The organism is Herminiimonas sp. CN, from assembly GCF_000622895.1.
In the GTDB taxonomy this organism is placed as follows: Bacteria; Pseudomonadota; Gammaproteobacteria; order Burkholderiales; family Burkholderiaceae_D; genus AVCC01.
Window position 1 is genome coordinate 13,485 of the sequence record NZ_AVCC01000038.1, and the last position, 16,754, is coordinate 30,238.

Annotated in this window: 18 protein-coding genes and 1 pseudogene; 14 read left to right on the plus strand and 5 right to left on the minus strand. The window is 60.2% G+C overall.

Features of this window, described 5'->3' with window-relative positions; genetic code table 11:
• Positions 1 to 9: 9 nt before the first annotated feature.
• Complete coding sequence (lhpH, locus tag HMCN_RS0109815) at positions 10 to 1,020, minus strand: trans-3-hydroxy-L-proline dehydratase (protein ID WP_025917224.1); 1,011 nt, start codon at positions 1,018 to 1,020, stop codon at positions 10 to 12.
• A gap of 98 nt (positions 1,021 to 1,118) precedes the next feature.
• Between lhpH and HMCN_RS0109820 the strand changes: the two genes are divergently transcribed.
• A complete protein-coding gene (locus HMCN_RS0109820) occupies positions 1,119 to 1,868 on the plus strand; it encodes a FadR/GntR family transcriptional regulator (RefSeq protein ID WP_238552079.1) in 750 nt (249 codons plus the stop codon).
• 137 nt (positions 1,869 to 2,005) lie between these two features.
• On the opposite strand, the gene hslO is transcribed toward HMCN_RS0109820, so the two are convergent.
• Positions 2,006 to 2,932 carry an Hsp33 family molecular chaperone HslO gene (hslO, locus tag HMCN_RS0109825; RefSeq protein ID WP_025917226.1) on the minus strand — a complete coding sequence of 309 codons (927 nt, stop codon included), beginning with the start codon at positions 2,930 to 2,932 and terminating at the stop codon, positions 2,006 to 2,008.
• Positions 2,933 to 2,940: 8 nt separating this feature from the next.
• Positions 2,941 to 3,465 carry a gamma carbonic anhydrase family protein gene (locus HMCN_RS0109830; protein ID WP_025917227.1) on the minus strand — a complete coding sequence of 175 codons (525 nt, stop codon included), beginning with the start codon at positions 3,463 to 3,465 and terminating at the stop codon, positions 2,941 to 2,943.
• A 94-nt stretch (positions 3,466 to 3,559) separates the two neighbouring features.
• Here HMCN_RS0109830 and HMCN_RS20115 point away from each other — a divergent pair.
• The 12 genes and pseudogenes from HMCN_RS20115 to HMCN_RS0109890 form a co-directional block, all read left to right on the plus strand.
• A pseudogene (locus HMCN_RS20115) lies at positions 3,560 to 3,658 on the plus strand (DUF455 domain-containing protein); the annotation flags it as partial.
• Between the two features lie 285 nt (positions 3,659 to 3,943).
• Positions 3,944 to 4,972 (plus strand): patatin-like phospholipase family protein, encoded by a 1,029-nt coding sequence (locus tag HMCN_RS0109840; protein WP_025917229.1) that lies wholly within the window; start codon positions 3,944 to 3,946, stop codon positions 4,970 to 4,972.
• 129 nt (positions 4,973 to 5,101) lie between these two features.
• Positions 5,102 to 5,989, plus strand: a complete 888-nt coding sequence (locus HMCN_RS0109845) for an alpha/beta fold hydrolase (RefSeq protein ID WP_025917230.1) — start codon at positions 5,102 to 5,104, stop codon at positions 5,987 to 5,989.
• Between the two features lie 75 nt (positions 5,990 to 6,064).
• Entirely contained in the window at positions 6,065 to 6,898 is an 834-nt protein-coding gene (locus HMCN_RS0109850; protein ID WP_025917231.1) for a 3',5'-nucleoside bisphosphate phosphatase, read from the plus strand.
• A gap of 123 nt (positions 6,899 to 7,021) precedes the next feature.
• On the plus strand, positions 7,022 to 7,909 hold the full coding sequence (gene htpX / locus HMCN_RS0109855; protein WP_025917232.1) for a protease HtpX: 888 nt from the start codon (positions 7,022 to 7,024) through the stop codon (positions 7,907 to 7,909).
• A 69-nt stretch (positions 7,910 to 7,978) separates the two neighbouring features.
• Positions 7,979 to 8,602 carry an L-threonylcarbamoyladenylate synthase gene (locus HMCN_RS0109860; protein WP_025917233.1) on the plus strand — a complete coding sequence of 208 codons (624 nt, stop codon included), beginning with the start codon at positions 7,979 to 7,981 and terminating at the stop codon, positions 8,600 to 8,602.
• 211 nt (positions 8,603 to 8,813) lie between these two features.
• Positions 8,814 to 9,473, plus strand: coding sequence for a site-2 protease family protein (locus HMCN_RS0109865; protein ID WP_025917234.1), 660 nt, complete (start codon positions 8,814 to 8,816; stop codon positions 9,471 to 9,473).
• Positions 9,474 to 9,483: 10 nt separating this feature from the next.
• Positions 9,484 to 10,686 carry a tryptophan--tRNA ligase gene (locus HMCN_RS0109870; protein ID WP_025917235.1) on the plus strand — a complete coding sequence of 401 codons (1,203 nt, stop codon included), beginning with the start codon at positions 9,484 to 9,486 and terminating at the stop codon, positions 10,684 to 10,686.
• A gap of 4 nt (positions 10,687 to 10,690) precedes the next feature.
• A complete protein-coding gene (locus tag HMCN_RS0109875; protein WP_025917236.1) occupies positions 10,691 to 11,272 on the plus strand; it encodes a bifunctional 2-polyprenyl-6-hydroxyphenol methylase/3-demethylubiquinol 3-O-methyltransferase UbiG in 582 nt (193 codons plus the stop codon).
• 86 nt (positions 11,273 to 11,358) lie between these two features.
• A complete protein-coding gene (gene dapA, locus HMCN_RS0109880) occupies positions 11,359 to 12,237 on the plus strand; it encodes a 4-hydroxy-tetrahydrodipicolinate synthase (protein WP_025917237.1) in 879 nt (292 codons plus the stop codon).
• Between the two features lie 76 nt (positions 12,238 to 12,313).
• A complete protein-coding gene (gene bamC, locus HMCN_RS0109885; protein WP_025917238.1) occupies positions 12,314 to 13,504 on the plus strand; it encodes an outer membrane protein assembly factor BamC in 1,191 nt (396 codons plus the stop codon).
• A gap of 51 nt (positions 13,505 to 13,555) precedes the next feature.
• Positions 13,556 to 14,338 carry an MBL fold metallo-hydrolase gene (locus HMCN_RS0109890; protein ID WP_025917239.1) on the plus strand — a complete coding sequence of 261 codons (783 nt, stop codon included), beginning with the start codon at positions 13,556 to 13,558 and terminating at the stop codon, positions 14,336 to 14,338.
• 94 nt (positions 14,339 to 14,432) lie between these two features.
• Here the strand turns inward: HMCN_RS0109890 and HMCN_RS19565 are convergent, their stop codons facing one another.
• Complete coding sequence (locus tag HMCN_RS19565; protein ID WP_025917240.1) at positions 14,433 to 14,684, minus strand: hypothetical protein; 252 nt, start codon at positions 14,682 to 14,684, stop codon at positions 14,433 to 14,435.
• A 287-nt stretch (positions 14,685 to 14,971) separates the two neighbouring features.
• A complete protein-coding gene (locus HMCN_RS0109900; protein ID WP_025917241.1) occupies positions 14,972 to 16,093 on the minus strand; it encodes a cupin domain-containing protein in 1,122 nt (373 codons plus the stop codon).
• 66 nt (positions 16,094 to 16,159) lie between these two features.
• Between HMCN_RS0109900 and HMCN_RS0109905 the strand changes: the two genes are divergently transcribed.
• The gene (locus HMCN_RS0109905; RefSeq protein ID WP_025917242.1) at positions 16,160 to 16,699 is read left to right on the plus strand and encodes a peptidylprolyl isomerase; all 540 of its coding nucleotides are present in this window, start codon (positions 16,160 to 16,162) and stop codon (positions 16,697 to 16,699) included.
• Positions 16,700 to 16,754: the final 55 nt, after the last annotated feature.

Below are 16,754 nucleotides of genomic sequence, written 5' to 3' on the forward strand. Positions count from 1 at the left end.
TTTAATGTGTTAGCGCAGGAAGAAGCCGGTCGGAAACGGGTCGGATGCTTCCAGCACCCACTGGTTGTAACCCATGATGTGGGCGCTGCCGGTGACCTCGGTGACGACCGCATCGAACGCGCCGACGCGCAGCGTCTCGGTGGCGCGCACCGAAAAACTGCTGCCGACGATGCTGCCGTTGACCAGCGGCTGGTTCAGGCCGAGCTTGCCGCGCAGGAACAGCTGGGCCGCGCGGCCGGAGGTGCCGGTGCCGGTCGGCGAGCGGTCGACTTCGCGGTCGGCGAAAATGCAGACATTCGACTGGTCGACTCCGGCCCGATTCGGCGCGCCGTCGACGATGGTGCCGTACAGCTCGTTCAGGCCGGCTTCCAGCGGATGCCGGATGGCGATTTTGGCCTTGACTGCGGCCTTGGTTTCGGCGCCCAGCTGGATCAGCGAGCGGACCAGTTCCGGCTCGATCGCCAGATGCGCCTGGTCGGCGTTGATGTAGTAATAGAATGCGCCGCCGAACACCACGTCGCCGACGATGGTGCCGAAGGTCGGCGTTTCCACCGCCAGGTCGCGCTGGTAGATGAACGCCGGCACGTTGCGGAAGGTGACGTTGCCGGCCCGCGTGCCGTCCCACTCGACCTCTGCTTCGATGAAGCCGGCCGGTGCATCGAAGCCGATCCGGGTGGTCGGGCTGCGCCGCTCGACGTAGCCCATTTCGACCAGCACCTTGCCGAGCGCGATGATGCCGTGGCCGCACATGTCGCTGTAGCCTTCGTTGTGGATGAAGATCACGCCGAAATCGGCCGCCGGCGTGGTCGGCGGCAGCAGGTAGGCGCCGTACATGTCGGCATGGCCGCGCGGCTCGTTCATCAGGAACTGGCGCAGATCGTCGCGCTCGGCCTTGAGCCATGCGCGTTTTTCCAGGATGGTGCTGCCGGGCACCGGCGGCAAGCCGGAAGTTACGATCCGCAGCGGTTCGCCGCCGGTATGGGCGTCGATGGTATGGATGGTGCGGGTCAGGTTGAGCATGGTGGATGCCTCTCGGTCTGGTCGGGAATCGGATGTTTCCGCGGGTTTCTCTTGGTGCTTCGGTATTTTGGTCTTATTATAACCAGATTGGTTTTAAAATGAATCCACATAATTCGATGAACTCAGACAAAAATTCCGCCGCCGCACTGGTGCGCCTGCCGCAGCTGTACGAGCTGGTGGCCGACCGCATCAAGAAATCGATCCAGGATGGCGTCTATCCGCCAGGGTCGCGCCTGCCGGCCGAGCGCGACCTGGCTGCCGCACTCGGTGTCGGGCGCGCCACGGTGCGCGAGGCGATCGGGGCGCTGGTGAATCAGGGCGTGCTGCAGACTCGCCGCAATGCCGGCTCGTTCGTGCTGGAACAGGCGCTGGGCCGGATGCGCGAAGTTCGGAGCGACTACGCCCAGCCCGATACCAGCCCGCTGGCGACGCTAACCGCGCGGCTGGCGATCGAGCCGCTGATTGCGCAGTTCGCCGCCGCCGGCGGCAAGCGCGATGCGGAAATCGAGCGCCTGCTCGACTTGATGGAGCAGGTCAGCGATCTGTCCGACCCGCAGCAGCGCCGCCAGTGGAACCAGTACGACCACCAGTTCCACCAGCGCATTGCGCATATGAGCGGCAATCCGCTGCTCATCGAGGTAGCCGCGCTGATCGCGCGCGCGGTCGATGAGCAGTTGTGGCGGCAGCTGCGCGATGAAGGCATCCACGATCCGGCGCGCGCCCGCTTGTACGTGTACGAGCATCGGCTGATTTATGAGGCGATTGCCGCCGGCAATCCGGAGGCGGCCGGATTTTACGTCCGGCAGCATATCGAGCGGGTGCAAAAGGATATGCTGAACGTCTTGTGATGCAGGCCTGCCGTGGCAATCCCCACCTTTTTTCTGTGATATTCAGTACGGTATATGTAAAAACCATGCGATTCAGCATGGTTTTTGTGCGCTAATTAAAAATACACAGTGCAGTATATTTTTGGCGAAAACGCCGCTTAATGCTTGAATGCAGTCGCTGCCAGCAAGTGTTCAACTGGTATGTCGGTGACGAACAGTTGCGCGCAGTCGACCGCATCGAAGCTGTAGGGCCGGCCGCAGAAGTCGCAGCGGATTGCCAGCGTACCCTGTTCCTGCAGCGCATCGGTGATTTCGTCCTGGCCCAGCATCTTGAGCATGTTGCCGACTTTCTCGCGGCTGCAGCTGCAATGAAAGCGCGGCTGCCGGGGCTCGAAGACGCGAATGGTTTCTTCCCAGAACAGGCGGTGCATCAGGGTGCGGATGTCGGTGGTCAGCAATTCGTCGCGCTGCAGCGTGGCCGCCAGCGCCACCGTGCGGTGCCAGGTTTCCAGGTCGTCTTCTGCCGGTGCGTCGGTGCCGCCTTCGCGCGGCAGCTTCTGCAGCAGCAAGCCGCGCGCAACCGTGCCGTCGGCGGCCAGCCACAGTTTGGTGTCGAGTTGCTCGGAGCGCAGCATGTAGTTCTCGATCACTTGCGCGACCGTGTCGCCGTCCAGCGGCACGATGCCCTGATACGCTTGCTGCCCCGGCAGCTTGTCATGCGGGTCGAGCGTGATCGCAAAGCGGCCCTGGCCGTGCGCATGCACCAGTTGCTGCAGGCCGGCCGCATCGTCGATTGCGACATCCGGCGCCAGCTTGGCGGTGGCGCGCAGTTGCAGCGCGGCGTCGCATTCGACCACCAACAGCCGCACCGGGCCGTCGCCGTGGATCTGCATGACGATCGCGCCGTTGAACTTGAGATTGGCCGACAGCAGCGCGGCGGCCGCCAGCATTTCGCCCAGCAGCGTCCTGACCGCTGGCGGGTAATCGCTGTGCACCAGAATCTGCTGCCAGGTGTCGGACAGTTCGACCAGTTCGCCGCGCACCGAGGCGTTTTCGAACAGGAATTTTTGCAGCGTATCGGTCATATCCGCCCTCATCCGATCCGTTTGCATTCTGCTTTGAACAACTGGCCGCGCGCCACGTATTTCGCGGCGCTGGCCTGGAGCTGGGTCACGTCCTGCTCGCTCAAAACCCGCACCGCTTTCGCCGGCGCGCCGATGATCAGGCTGTTGTCGGGGAATTCCTTGCCTTCGGTGACCAGCGCGCCGGCCCCGACCAGGCAATTCCTGCCGATTTTTGCGCCGTTCAGGATCACCGCCTGGATGCCGATCAGCGAACCGTCGCCGATGCTGCAGCCGTGCAGCATCGCCTGATGGCCGATGGTGACGTTGGCGCCGATGGCGAGCGGATAGCCGGGGTCGGTATGCAGCACGCAGGATTCCTGCACGTTGCTGTTGGTGCCGACGCTGATGCGTTCATTGTCGCCGCGCAGCGTGGCTTCGAACCAGACGCTGGCATTGGCAGCGATGTCGACCTTGCCGATCAGATTGGCGCTGTCGGCGATGAAGGCGGAGGAGTCGATCCGCGGCGCGTGTTCGCCCAATTGGTAAATGGCCATGGTGTTCCGTAAAATGGATGATTGAATTCTTTATTGGCGTCATTTTAACGCTGCCCGCATGAATCCACTTTCGCATCCCGATTTCCCGGCGCCGCCGGCATCGCCAGAACTGCGAGCGGCTGCGCTGGCGCACTTCGAATTCAATGCGATCAACCTGGCGCTGGACGCGATCTGGCGCTTTGCCGGCATGCCGTACGGCTGCTGCTCCGTCGGCATCGTCATTTCACTTACATGTGGCAGTATGTAAATGTATCGCTTATTTTATATGCGGGAATCGCTATATTTATAAATATACCCTACGCATTCAAGATTCAATCCAGGCGCTGCCGGCTGGATTGATTGTATGGTAAGGTGGCGTTTCCTATCTTCGCTGCATTGCAGCAAAAACCGCAGTAGCATTTGCAATACCACTCCATTGCAATTCCGTTAACCCGTGCTTCCGCATCGTTTTGGTGCGGCAACAGTCGGAGGTAACATCGTGAAAAGAAAAATCGTGAGTTTGGCGTTGCAGGGCGGCGGCTCGCACGGCGCCTTTACCTGGGGCGTGCTGGACCGCCTGCTGGAAGACGGCCGGATCGATATCGACGGCATCAGCGGCGCCAGCGCCGGGGCGATGAATGCCGTCGCGCTGGCGCACGGCCATACGGTCGGCGGGCGCGACGGCGCACGCCAGGCGCTGCAGGATTTCTGGGAGTGCGTGGCCGGCAAGTCGCCGTTCAGCCTGCTGCCGGACGATAACGCGTTCCCGCTCGATATCGGCGCCCAATCGCAGCCGCTGCCGCTGTTCAAGGCGCTGCTGTCGATGGCGCGCTATTTCTCGCCGTACCAGCTGAACCCCTTCGACATCAATCCGTTGCGCGACATCCTGGCGGCGCAGATCGATTTCGAGCGCATTCGGGCCGCATGCAAGCTCAGGCTGTTCATCGCCGCCACCCATGTCAGCAGCGGCACGCTGACACTGTTTCGCAACAAGCAGCTCAGCGTCGATACGCTGCTGGCGTCGGCCTGCCTGCCGACCATCCACCGCGCGGTCGTGATCGACGGCGAATCGTACTGGGACGGCGGCCTGACCGCGAATCCGCCGCTGTTCCCGTTGCTGCACCGGTGCTCGGCGCACGATGTGATGGTGATCCTGCTGCATCCGTATCCGCGTCCGGAAATTCCGGTCACAGCCGATGAAATAGCGCACCGCCTGACCGAAATGGGTTTCAGTTCGACCTTCTTTACCGAGTTGCAGGGCCTGGCGCTGGCCAAGCGGGAAGCGCAGCGCGGCTGGCTGTCGTTCGGCCGGCTCGAGCGCCGCCTGAAAAAACTGAATCTGCATCTGATCGACGCCCAGGAAATGATGAGCCGGCTGAATATCCACAGCAAGCTCAATGTCCAGCCGGGCTTCATCCATGCGCTGCGCGACGAGGGCAGAAGCCAGGCCGAGGTCTGGCTGCAGCAGCATTTCGACAGCCTGGGCCGGCGTTCCTCGTTCAATCTGGCGCGCCTGCTGCACAGTTGATTTCAGAGCGAGGGCGTAATTGCTTGCTGCGGCCTTGAAATCGAGCATGTATTTTATTTCCGGTATAATTTTGAACGGTCGTGCTATAAATGGCCGCAATCAAAAACACAGGCATATACAGCTATGTTCATGGACATCACCAAACAATCCCGTGCCGAATTCATCACGCTGCGCGGCCTGCAATATCATGTGCGCCACTGGGGCGATCAGGACGCGCCGAAACTGATCATGCTGCATGGCTGGATGGATGTCTCGGCCTCATTCCAGTTTATGGTCGATTGCCTGCAGCGGGACTGGCATGTGATTGCGCCTGATTTGCGCGGTTTCGGCCTGACCCGATCAATTGGCGTCGATAGCTACTGGTTTCCCGATTACCTGGCCGATCTGGATGCATTATTGGATCACTATGCGCCGCAGCAGGCAGTCAATCTGCTCGGGCACAGCATGGGCGGCAACGTGGCCGGCATTTATGCCGGGGTGCGGCCGGGGCGCGTCGCCCGGCTGATTAATCTGGAGGGCTTCGGCTTGCCGGTGACGTATCCCGGGCAGGCACCCGGGCGCTACGCGCTGTGGCTCGATGAATTGCGCCAGAAGCCAGTGCTGCGGAGTTACCCGAGCCAGGCGGCGGTTGCCGCGCGGCTGCAAAAGACCAATCCGCGCCTGAGCGATACGCGGGCAGCCTTCCTGGCGGCGCACTGGGCGACCGAAAATGCCGAAGGCCGTTGGGAACTTCTCGCTGATCCGGCGCACAAGATGACCGGCCCGCTGCTATACCAGGTCGAGGAGATTATGGCTTGCTGGCAGGGCATTGCCGCGCCGGTGCTGTGGGTCGAAGCCAGCGACACCGATATCTGGAAGTGGATGGGCACGAAACAGCAGGCCAGGATCGAGATCGATCGCCGCATCGGCTTCATCAAGAATGTCACCACTGCACTGATCGGCGATGCCGGCCACATGCTGCACCACGATCAGCCGCAGCTTCTGGCAAGCCTGGTGGAAGATTTTTTGCCGGGATAGCGAAAAATGTGCACTTGCAGCATGCGGGGTGCAAGCGGAGTACAATAAATTTTTTCCTACCGCACTGCCGTTCCCATGCTTAACGTCGATCTCCATTGCCATTCCAACGTTTCCGACGGCGTTCTGACGCCCGAGGCGCTGGCTGCGCGCGCCAGGCAGAACGGCGTCGACGTGTGGGCGCTGACCGACCACGATGAAGTCGATGGCGTTGCCCGGGCCAGGGCGGCTGCGGCCGAGAACGGGCTGCGTTTTGTGGCCGGTGTGGAGATTTCCGTCACCTGGGCCGCGCAGACGGTGCATATCGTCGGCCTGCGGATCGACGAAACCAATAGCGCGTTGCTGCAAGGCTTGCAGGCGACCCGCGGCGGGCGCGAGCAGCGTGCGCGCGCAATCGCCGCGCAACTGGCAGAGCATGGTATTGCCGATGCGTATCAGGGCGCGCTCAAGTATGTCGGCAATCCCGATCTGATTTCGCGCACCCATTTCGCCCGCTATATCATCGAACTGGGCCTTCAGCCCGACATGCACGCAGTGTTTCGCCATTACCTGTCGGAAGGCAAGCCCGGTTACATGCCGCACAAGTGGGCCACGCTAAAAGAGGCGATCGGCTGGATCCGCGGCGCCGGCGGCACCGCAGTGGTTGCGCATCCGGGGCGCTACAAGTATGGCGTGGTGGCGTTCGGCGCCTTCCTGGATGAATTCAAACAGCTGGGCGGCACCGCCATCGAGGTTGTCACCGGCAGCCATACGATCGACCAGTATCCGGTGTACGCCAAGGTGGCGAAGGATTACGGCTTCCTGGCTTCGCGCGGGTCTGACTTTCACGGGCCGCACGAGTCGCGCGTCGATCTGGGCACATTGCCGCCGTTGCCAAGCGGCGTGACGCCGGTCTGGCATGACTGGGTCTAGCCGATCCTTGCATCAGAAGGGGCGGGAAGGGGCAGGCCACCGCGGCCTGCCCCTTGAAATTTGCCCGCGCCAGCCTTATCTTCAGGGTAACTTATTTCCATTCCTATCGATAAAAGGCCTTGAATGAAACGTATTGTCCTGTTCCTCGCCACCAACCTGGCAGTGATGCTGGTGATGTCGGTCGTCTTGTCGGCGCTGGGCGTGAATCGCTACCTGAGCGGCAGCGGTCTGAATCTGAGCAGCCTGATGGTGTTTTCGCTGGTGGTCGGTTTCACCGGCGCGATCTTTTCGCTGCTGATCAGCAAGCCGATGGCGAAATGGTCGACCGGCGCGCGCGTCATCGATGCGCCTTCTTCGTCGACCGAGCTGTGGCTGGTCGACACCGTGCGCCGCCTGTCCGAAAAGGCCGGCATCAGCACGCCGGAAGTGGCGGTGTTCGAAGGGGCGGCCAATGCCTTTGCCACCGGCGCCTTCAAGAATGCGGCGCTGGTTGCGGTTTCCACCGGCCTGCTGGAAAGCATGACCAAGGAAGAAGTCGAAGCCGTCATCGGCCATGAAATCGCCCACGTCGCCAACGGCGACATGGTGACCATGACGCTGATCCAGGGCGTGGTCAACACCTTCGTGGTGTTCCTGGCGCGGGTGGTCGGCTACGCGATCGACAAGGCGGTGTTTCGCAACAATAACGACGAGCGCGGCCCCGGCATCGGCTACATGGCGACGGTGTTCGTCTGCGAACTGGTGTTCGGCTTGCTGGCGTCGATCATCGTGGCCTGGTTTTCGCGCCAGCGCGAATTCCGCGCCGATGCCGGCTCCGCGCAACTGCTGGGCCGTACCGAGCCGATGGTGCATGCGCTGGCCCGCCTGGGCGGCATCGAGCCGGGCGAGTTGCCGAAATCGATGGCGGCATCCGGGATCAGCGACAAGCCCGGCTTTGCCGCGCTGTTTTCGACCCATCCGCCGATTGAAGCGCGTATTGCGGCTCTGGCCGCATTGCGCGGCGTCAGATAGATCGGTAGTCTTTCTTAAGCTTGCATAACGACGGCAGACATTACGCTACCGTCGTTTTCATTTTCCGCCATGAGCCAATTCTTTCAGCTGCATCCAGACAACCCGCAACCGCGCCTGCTTAAGCAGGCCGCCCAGATCATCCACGCCGGCGGCATCGTCGCCTTGCCGACCGATTCCTGCTACGCGCTGGTCTGCCATCTCGACGACAAGCGGGCGGTCGAGCGCATGCGGCGCATCCGTGGCGTCGACGACAAGCACCTGCTGACCCTGCTGTGCCGCGATTTGAGCGAAATCGCGGTCTACGCACGGGTTGACAATGCGCAGTTTCGCATGCTCAAGGCGGCCACGCCCGGCGCTTACACGGTAATCCTGGAGGCCACCAAGGAAGTGCCGCGCCGCCTGAGCCACCCGTCGCGCAAGACCATCGGCCTGCGGGTGCCGGAAAACCGCATCGCGCAAGCCTTGCTGGAAGAATTGGGCCAGCCCCTGCTGGGCACCACCCTGATCCTGCCGGGGCAGGACGATCCGCTGACCGATCCGGAGCAGATTCGCGACCTGCTGGACAAGCAGATCGAACTGATCGTCGATGGCGGCGCCTGCAGCTTTGAGCCGACCACGGTGATCGATCTGGTCGGCGGCGAGCCGGTGCTGGTGCGCCAGGGGCGCGGCGACGCCGCGTTATTCGGTTTGTGACGGCGTCGGAGCATTTAATATAGTCGGGATAGGTATTTTCCAGCACCGCAATATTTATATGCGGTAATCATCGTATTTTTCACTATACTCCGTCATATTCTAAATATGACGGAAATGTAAAATGCATCCGGTCCGGTGTTGACTGCGCGCGACGCGCGTTCTGCGATTGCTGCAAACCGGTTCGGCCCATCCCCTCTGATAAAATCCCGCCATGAATGACATGATCCAAACCGTCGCGGTATATGCGCTACCGGTATTATTCGCCATCACCCTGCATGAAGCCGCGCATGCGTATGCCGCCAAGTATTTCGGCGACATGACCGCGTACCAGCAAGGGCGCATGAGCCTCAACCCGGTCAAGCACATCGACCCTTTCGGCACCATCCTGATTCCGATCATGCTGTATTTCGCCACCGGCGGCGCGTTTCTGTTTGGTTATGCGAAACCGGTTCCGGTCGATTTTTCACGGCTGCGCAATCCGAAGAAGCAAATGGCCTGGGTCGCGCTGGCCGGTCCGGCGGCCAATCTGTTCATGGCGCTGCTGTGGATGGTCTTCGGCATAGTGCTGACGGCGCTGCAGGCCAATGAAGTTTTTTTCATGCGCATGGCGCAAGCCGGCGTGCTGGTCAATCTGGTGATATTTGCTTTCAACCTGTTTCCGCTGCCGCCGCTGGACGGCGGGCGCATCGTTACCAGCCTGCTGCCGTATAAATATGCGTATAAATTCGCCCAGCTTGAGCCGTATGGTTTTTTTATCCTGCTGGCGCTGATGTTTCTGCATGTATTGCAATATTGGCTGGTGCCGGTGATGATGCTTGCCAATGCCGTATTGGCATTAATCGTTTCTCCCCTGAACTTTCTTTTGAACTGAGCGACTGACCATGTACCCTGATCGCGTTGTTTCCGGCATGCGCCCCACCGGCGCCCTGCACCTTGGCCATTATCATGGCGCCCTGAAAAACTGGATCAAAATGCAGGCCGAAATGCCGTGCCTGTTTTTTGTCGCCGACTGGCATGCATTGACCACCAACTACGACGATCCTTCGACAATAGAGGCCAGCACCTGGGACATGCTGATCGACTGGCTGGCGGCCGGCGTCGATCCGTCCGAAGCGACCTTGTTTATCCAGTCGAAAGTGCCGGAGCATGCGGAATTGCACTTGCTGCTGTCGATGGCCACGCCGCTGGGCTGGCTGGAGCGGGTGCCGACTTACAAGGATCAGATCGAAAAGCTGTCGCACAAAGACTTGACCACTTACGGCTTCCTCGGTTATCCGCTGCTGATGGCAGCCGACGTGCTGATTTATCGCGCCACTCAGGTCCCGGTCGGCGAAGACCAGGTGCCGCACGTCGAGATCACGCGTGAAATCGCGCGCCGTTTCAATCATCTGTACGGCAAGGAAAAAGGCTTCGAGGAAAAGGCGCAGGAAGCAGTCAAGAAGCTCGGCAGCAAGCGCGCCAAGCTGTATAACGAATTGCGCACCGAATTCCAGCAGCAGGGCAAGGAAGACGCCTTGGAGCAAGCCAAGGCGATGCTCGACGATGCGCAAAACCTGTCGATGATCGACCGCGAGCGGCTGTTCGGCTACCTGGAAGGCAGCCGCAAGCTGATTCTGGTCGAGCCGCAGGCGCGTCTGACCGAAGCCTCGCGCCTGCCGGGGCTGGATGGGCAGAAGATGTCGAAGAGTTACGGCAATGCGATTGCGCTGCGCGAGGACAAGGACTCGGTCACCCGGAAAATCCGCACGATGCCGACCGATCCGGCGCGGGTGCGCCGCACCGATCCGGGCGATCCGGAAAAATGCCCGGTCTGGCAGTTGCACAAGGTCTATTCCGACTCCGCTACCAGGGAATGGGTGGTCAAGGGTTGCACCACGGCTGGCATCGGCTGCATCGAATGCAAGCAACCGGTGATCGACGCGGTGCTGAAAGAACAGGAGCCGATGCGCGAACGGGCCCAGCAATACCTCGACGACCCTTCGCTGGTGCGCGCGATCATCGCCGACGGCTGCGACAAAGCGCGCAAGCTGGCGCAGGAAACCATGCGCGACGTGCGCGAGGCGATGGGCTTGAGTTATAACTAAGGCCATGAGCGCGCCCGCTGCCTTGCATGCCAATCAGGACGCGCCTTCCGCCTGGGTGCAGCGCTTCGCGGCGCTGATTCCGCCGGGGCCGGTGCTGGATCTGGCGTGCGGCGGCGGCCGCCATGCGCGCCTGCTGGCAGCTTTGGGACATCCGGTGCTGGCGGCGGACCGCGACCCGGCTGCGCTGGAGCGGGCAGCCGGGCCTGGCATTGTTACCACGCAAGTCGATCTGGAAGCCGATGGCGCGGTGTGGCCTTTCGAACCCCGGCACTTTGCCGCGATCGTGGTCACCAATTACCTGCATCGGCCCTTGTTTCCGCACATTTTGGGCAGCCTGGCAGAGGGCGGAGTGCTGCTGTATGAAACTTTCGCCAGCGGCAACGCGCTGTATGGCAAACCATCCAATCCGGATTTCTTGCTGAAGCGCGGCGAGTTGCTCGACCTGCTCGGGCAGCATGCCGCCAGCATGCATGTGCTGGCATTTGAAGAGGGCTACATCGGAACGCCGAAGCCTGCGATGGTGCAGCGGATATGCGCGATCAGGAATGCAACCGGCTTCCCGGCGGGCCAGCCGCGTTTGTTTTGACAGCATATTGCGCGCAACACTGCACCACGGGCGCGGGCTATCCGCTACAATTAATCCTTTACATCCCAACGTACTGAAGACTTTCTATGATCAAGGGCAGCATAGTAGCAATCGTCACTCCCATGCACGCAGACGGCAGCCTCGATCTGCCTGGCTTGCGCAAATTGATAGACTGGCACATTGCGGAAGGCACCGACGGCATCGTGATCGTCGGCACTACCGGCGAATCGCCGACGGTCTCGGTGGAAGAGCACTGCGAGCTGATCAGGGTCGCGGTCGAACATACCAGCAAGCGCATTCCGATCATTGCCGGCACCGGCGGCAATTCCACCTCGGAAGCCATCACGCTGACCCGTTATGCCAAGGATGTCGGCGCCGACGCGTCGCTGCTGGTGGTGCCGTACTACAATCGGCCCACCCAGGAAGGCATGTATCAGCACTTCAAGAAAATCGCCGAATCGGTCGATTTGCCGGTGATTCTGTATAACGTTCCGGGTCGCACCGTGGCCGACATGCATAACGACACCATTCTGCGGCTAGCCCAGGTGCCAGGCATCATCGGGGTCAAGGATGCGACCGGCAACATCGGCCGCGGCACCGATTTGATCCGTCTGGCGCCCGCATCCTTTGCGGTATATTCGGGCGACGATCCGACCGCCATGGCGCTGATGCTGTGCGGCGGCAAAGGCAATATCTCGGTCACCGCCAACGTGGCGCCGCGCGCGATGCATGAACTGTGCATGGCGGCCATGGCTGGCAATGTGGCGCAGGCTGTCGCAATCAACAATCGCTTGCTGCCGCTGCATAACAAGCTCTTCATCGAGCCCAATCCGCTGCCGGTCAAGTGGGCGCTGACTGAAATGGGCTTGATCCCGGCCGGCATCCGCCTGCCGCTGGTGCCGATGTCCGCGCAGTATCAGGATACGGTGCGGGCCGCCTTGCGCGAGTCGGGCGTCATCCAGTAATTGCCGACTTTTTCATCCAGCCGGACAGACTGCATTGTTCCGGCTGCCGAACATCGCTTTTTCATTCCATAACGATATGACTATTCGCAAGAACACTCAGATGGATCCATGCAATCTTGCCCAGCGTGGCCTTGTTTTTGGCCTGGTTCTGATCGGACTGACCGGCTGTAGTTCGATCGGATCCATGCTTGACTCTGATAAGATCGATTACAAGAGTGCGGGCAAGGCATCGGCACCTTCGCTGGAAATCCCACCGGATCTGACGCAATTGCAGCGTGACAATCGCTATGCGATTCCCGACGTTAATAACCGTGGGACGGCAACCGCTTCCGGCTTCAACTTGCAACAAAATGTCCAGCGCCCAGCCGCTGCGGCCGCAGCGGTAGCCCCCAAGGCGGCCCTCGACATGCGTATCGAACGTGCGGGCGATCAGCGTTGGCTGGTCATCAAGCAGGCGCCGGAAGTGCTGTGGCCGCAAATCAAGGATTTCTGGCAGGAAGCGGGTTTTCTGATCAATTCCGAATCCCCTGAAACCGGCGTGATGGAAACCGACTGGGCAGAAAATCGGGCGAAAATTCCGCAGGACATCATCCGCAACACGCTGGGCAAGGTTCTGGATTCGCTGTACTCCACCGGCGAACGCGATAAGTTCAGGACGCGCCTGGAGCGCGCTGCCGACGGCACCACCGAAATTTACATCAGCCATCGCGGCGCGCAGGAAGTGCTTACCGGCAGCAACAAGGAAACCACGGTATGGACGCCGCGCCCTGCCGACCCTGAGCTTGAAGCCGAATTTTTGTCGCGTTTGATGGCGCGTTTCGGAGTCGAGACGGAGCGTGCCAAGGTGATGGTGGCGAACGCCGCACCGGAGCAGTCGCGCGCCCGGATCGTCAAGGCAGGCGGCGCCAATGGCGCTTATGTCGAAGTTGACGAAAACTTTGACCGGGCCTGGCGCCGGGTCGGCCTCGCTCTGGACCGGGTCGGCTTTACGGTGGAAGACCGGGATCGCAGTCAGGGCCTGTATTTTGTCCGTTACGTCGATCAAGATCTGGACGCCAACAACAAGACTGCCGGCGAGAAAGGTTTCTTTTCTCGCATATTCTCCTCCAGTTCCTCTGACAAGGCCAAGAAAGCGCAGCGTTATCGCGTGGCGGTCAAGGGCGTTGCCGCGACCAGCCAGATCACCGTGCAGGACGACAAAGGGCTTGCAGACACCTCATCGGCTGCCGGCAAAATCCTGTCTTTGCTGAACGAGCAATTGAAGTAAATAGCGGCTGCTTAGGGCGTTGAAGGTGGCGAATATCGCTGTACTTGTATTTTGAGATTTTCCAGTCTCGGCAGCGGCAGCGATGGCAATGCGCTGCTGATCAGCGCCGCATCGGGCGTTACGCGCACCACGGTGATGCTCGATTGCGGTTTTGGCCTGCGCGAGGCCGAACGCAGGTTGCTGCGACTGGGCATGGCGCCGGGCGACCTGTCCGGCATCGTGGTCACCCATGAGCATCAGGATCATGTCGGCGGCGTATTCACGCTGGCGCGCCGTCATCGGATCCCGGTCTGGCTCAGTTACGGCACATATCAGGCGGTGCTGCACAAGTGTGATGGCGTCGAGTTGCATTTTTGCCGCGATGGCGACCGTTTCGCCATCGGCGACTTGTGCCTGTCGCCTTATACAGTGCCGCACGATGCGCGCGAACCGCTGCAGTATGTCGCAACCGATGGAAAATCCTCGTTTGGCGTGCTGACCGATGCCGGCCAGTCGACGCCGCATCTGGTGCAGGCCCTGGGCAAATGCGATGCGCTCTTGATGGAGTGCAATCATGATCGGACGATGCTGGCCAATTCCGCTTATCCGTATTCGCTTAAAAAACGTATTGGCGGCGCTTACGGGCATCTTTCCAATGAGGCCGCATCCGAAATTCTGCGAGAGATCGACAAGTCGCACCTGAAGCGGCTAATAGGAGGGCATCTCAGCATGCAAAACAATACCCCTGCACTCGCCTTGACAGCCTTGATGCAGGGTCTGGATGGACATCAGGCCGAGCTGACGGTGGCCTGCCAAGAGCAGGGATTCGACTGGATCGACTTGTCGCAGGATTGATTTTTGTGCCTGCGCAATGGGATTCAGGGTGTTTTTTCTGCAGCATAAAAAATCTATTTCAAATGCAAAAAAGCCAGCCGGCCGGCTGGCTTTTTCAGGCAATCTGACGATTACTTGGCTGGAGCTTCAGCAGCTGGCGCAGCTGGTGCGGCAGGAGCGGCTTCAGCAGCTGGTGCGGCAGGAGCGGCTTCAGCAGCTGGCGCAGCTGGTGCGGCAGGAGCAGCTTCAGCAGCTGGTGCGGCAGGAGCAGCTTCAGCAGCTGGTGCAGCAGGAGCGGCTTCTTCTTTTTTGCCGCAACCAGCCAAAACGATAGCCAACATTGCTGCCAACAAGAGTGATTTTTCATGAGTATTCCTTAAGTTGAATTAATGACATATTTATTGCGATGAATAATTACCGGTAATTATCGCTCAATAGGTTGGTTGTTGTTCGAATATGCATTTTTTGTATGCACTGCGATACTCATAACCTTACCAACCATCAATTATAGCGATTTTTCTAGAGTTCTGCTATAAGTGCTACTGTTATTTTTTGTAATATCGCAACATATGCCAGCGTAAAATCAGGCGGCTGGAGGTGCCGGAAGCGGGTTGGCGTAATGGGCGATTGTTGCTCGTTATCAATATAATATTGTTATGCTAGACTCAGCCAGCCATCCTGATACCACAGATGCAGTGCTTCCTGCACGTCAATCGAGGCAGTGGCCACGTCCTTGCCGTCGAGTGCGCGATTGTCTGCCAGCAGGTCGAGTGTGGCCTTGTCGGTGCGGGCGGCAGAGAAGGATTCGCCATTGATGAAAATATGTTTACCGCGATACAGCATCTGGGTTTTGCGGGACAGCATTATGCCGCGCTTGACGGCTGCCTGGATGAATTTTTCCGCAGACAGCGGGCGTGCCGGCGGCGTGAAGGTGACGCAGGCCTTCGGCTCCGACAGGTAGCCGCCCAGAAACAGCGCCATGTCGTCTTCGGTGAACTGGACCTTGATCAATTCCTCCGAAACGCGCGCCAGCATCGCGCGGCTGATTTCGGCCGGATGCGCGGTCGGCTTCAGGTCCGGGTCCGCGTATCTTCCGGGCAGGTCGATCGAATCGGCCATGAATTGCAGGAATGCCTCGCCCAGTTCCTGATAGGCCGGAGCCCGGAATCCGATCGAGTAGGTCATGCATTCGCCGAGCGCGACGCCGTCATGGGCGTAATGGGGCGGCAGGTACAGCATGTCGCCCGGTTCCAGCACGAACTCTTGTTCCGGCTGAAAATCGCGCAGGATCTTCAGCGGCAAGCCGTCGATGATGGCGAGGTCGTTTTGGGCGCCGATGCGCCAGCGGCGCTGGCCGTGCGCTTGCAGCAGAAACACGTCGTAGGAATCGAAATGCGGGCCGACGCCGCCGCCGTCGCTGGCGTAGCTGATCATCAGGTCGTCCAGGCGCGCATCGGGTATGAAGCGGAATTGGCGCAGCAGCGCATCGGCGGCGGCATGATGCAGATTGACGCTTTGCACCAGCAGCGTCCAGTTTTTCCGGCGAATGTCCGGAACCGCAGCAATCGGGCCGTTTTCCAACTTGTATTGGCCATCGAAATGGGTCAGCAGCCGGGATTCGACATCGTGCTGCTGCGCCAGCGCGAACAGTTCCTGGCGCGATAGCAGCGGCGTGAAGCCGGGAATCGCTTGCCGGATCAGCAGCGGCTTTTTATGCCAGTAATCACGGAAGAATTGTGCCGGCGTCAATCCGCCCAGAAGAGTGAGTTTTTTCATGCGCGTATTATAGTCAAGTGGCTTGGCAGGTATAATCTGGCCGATTAACAAAAGAGAGGATTGAACATGAAGATTGCCAAAAATACGGTGGTGACCGTGGTCTACAAACTGTCAGATGCGCAAGGCAATCTGATCGAGGAAGGCCGCGAGCCGATGGTGTATCTGCATGGCGGCTACGAGAATACCCTGCCCAAGATCGAGGAAGCGCTGGAGGGCAAGGAGGCTGGCTTCGAGGCCACAATCCAGGTTGAACCGGACGATGCCTTCGGTGAATACGATGCGGAACTGGTCAAGGTCGAGCCGCGCCACCACTTGCCGACGCCGCTGGAAGTCGGAATGCAGTTCGAAGGCACGCCGGAAGAAAGTGATGGGGACGATAGTGGCGTGATTTTTACCGTGACCGACATTACCGACGATAAAGTGGTGCTGGACGGCAATCATCCGCTGGCCGGCATGGCGCTGCGGTTTTGGCTCAGCGTCAAGGAAGTGCGCGTCGCTACCGAGGAGGAAATTGCGCATGAGCACGTGCATGGCGCGCATGGCCACCATGACGAGGACGATGATGGCGAGGCCGGCGACGCATTCCGCTCCCATCCGCTGCACTGAATTGTTTGTCGCGGGATGTGAATCCCGTAATGTAAAAAACCGCAGAATACGTATT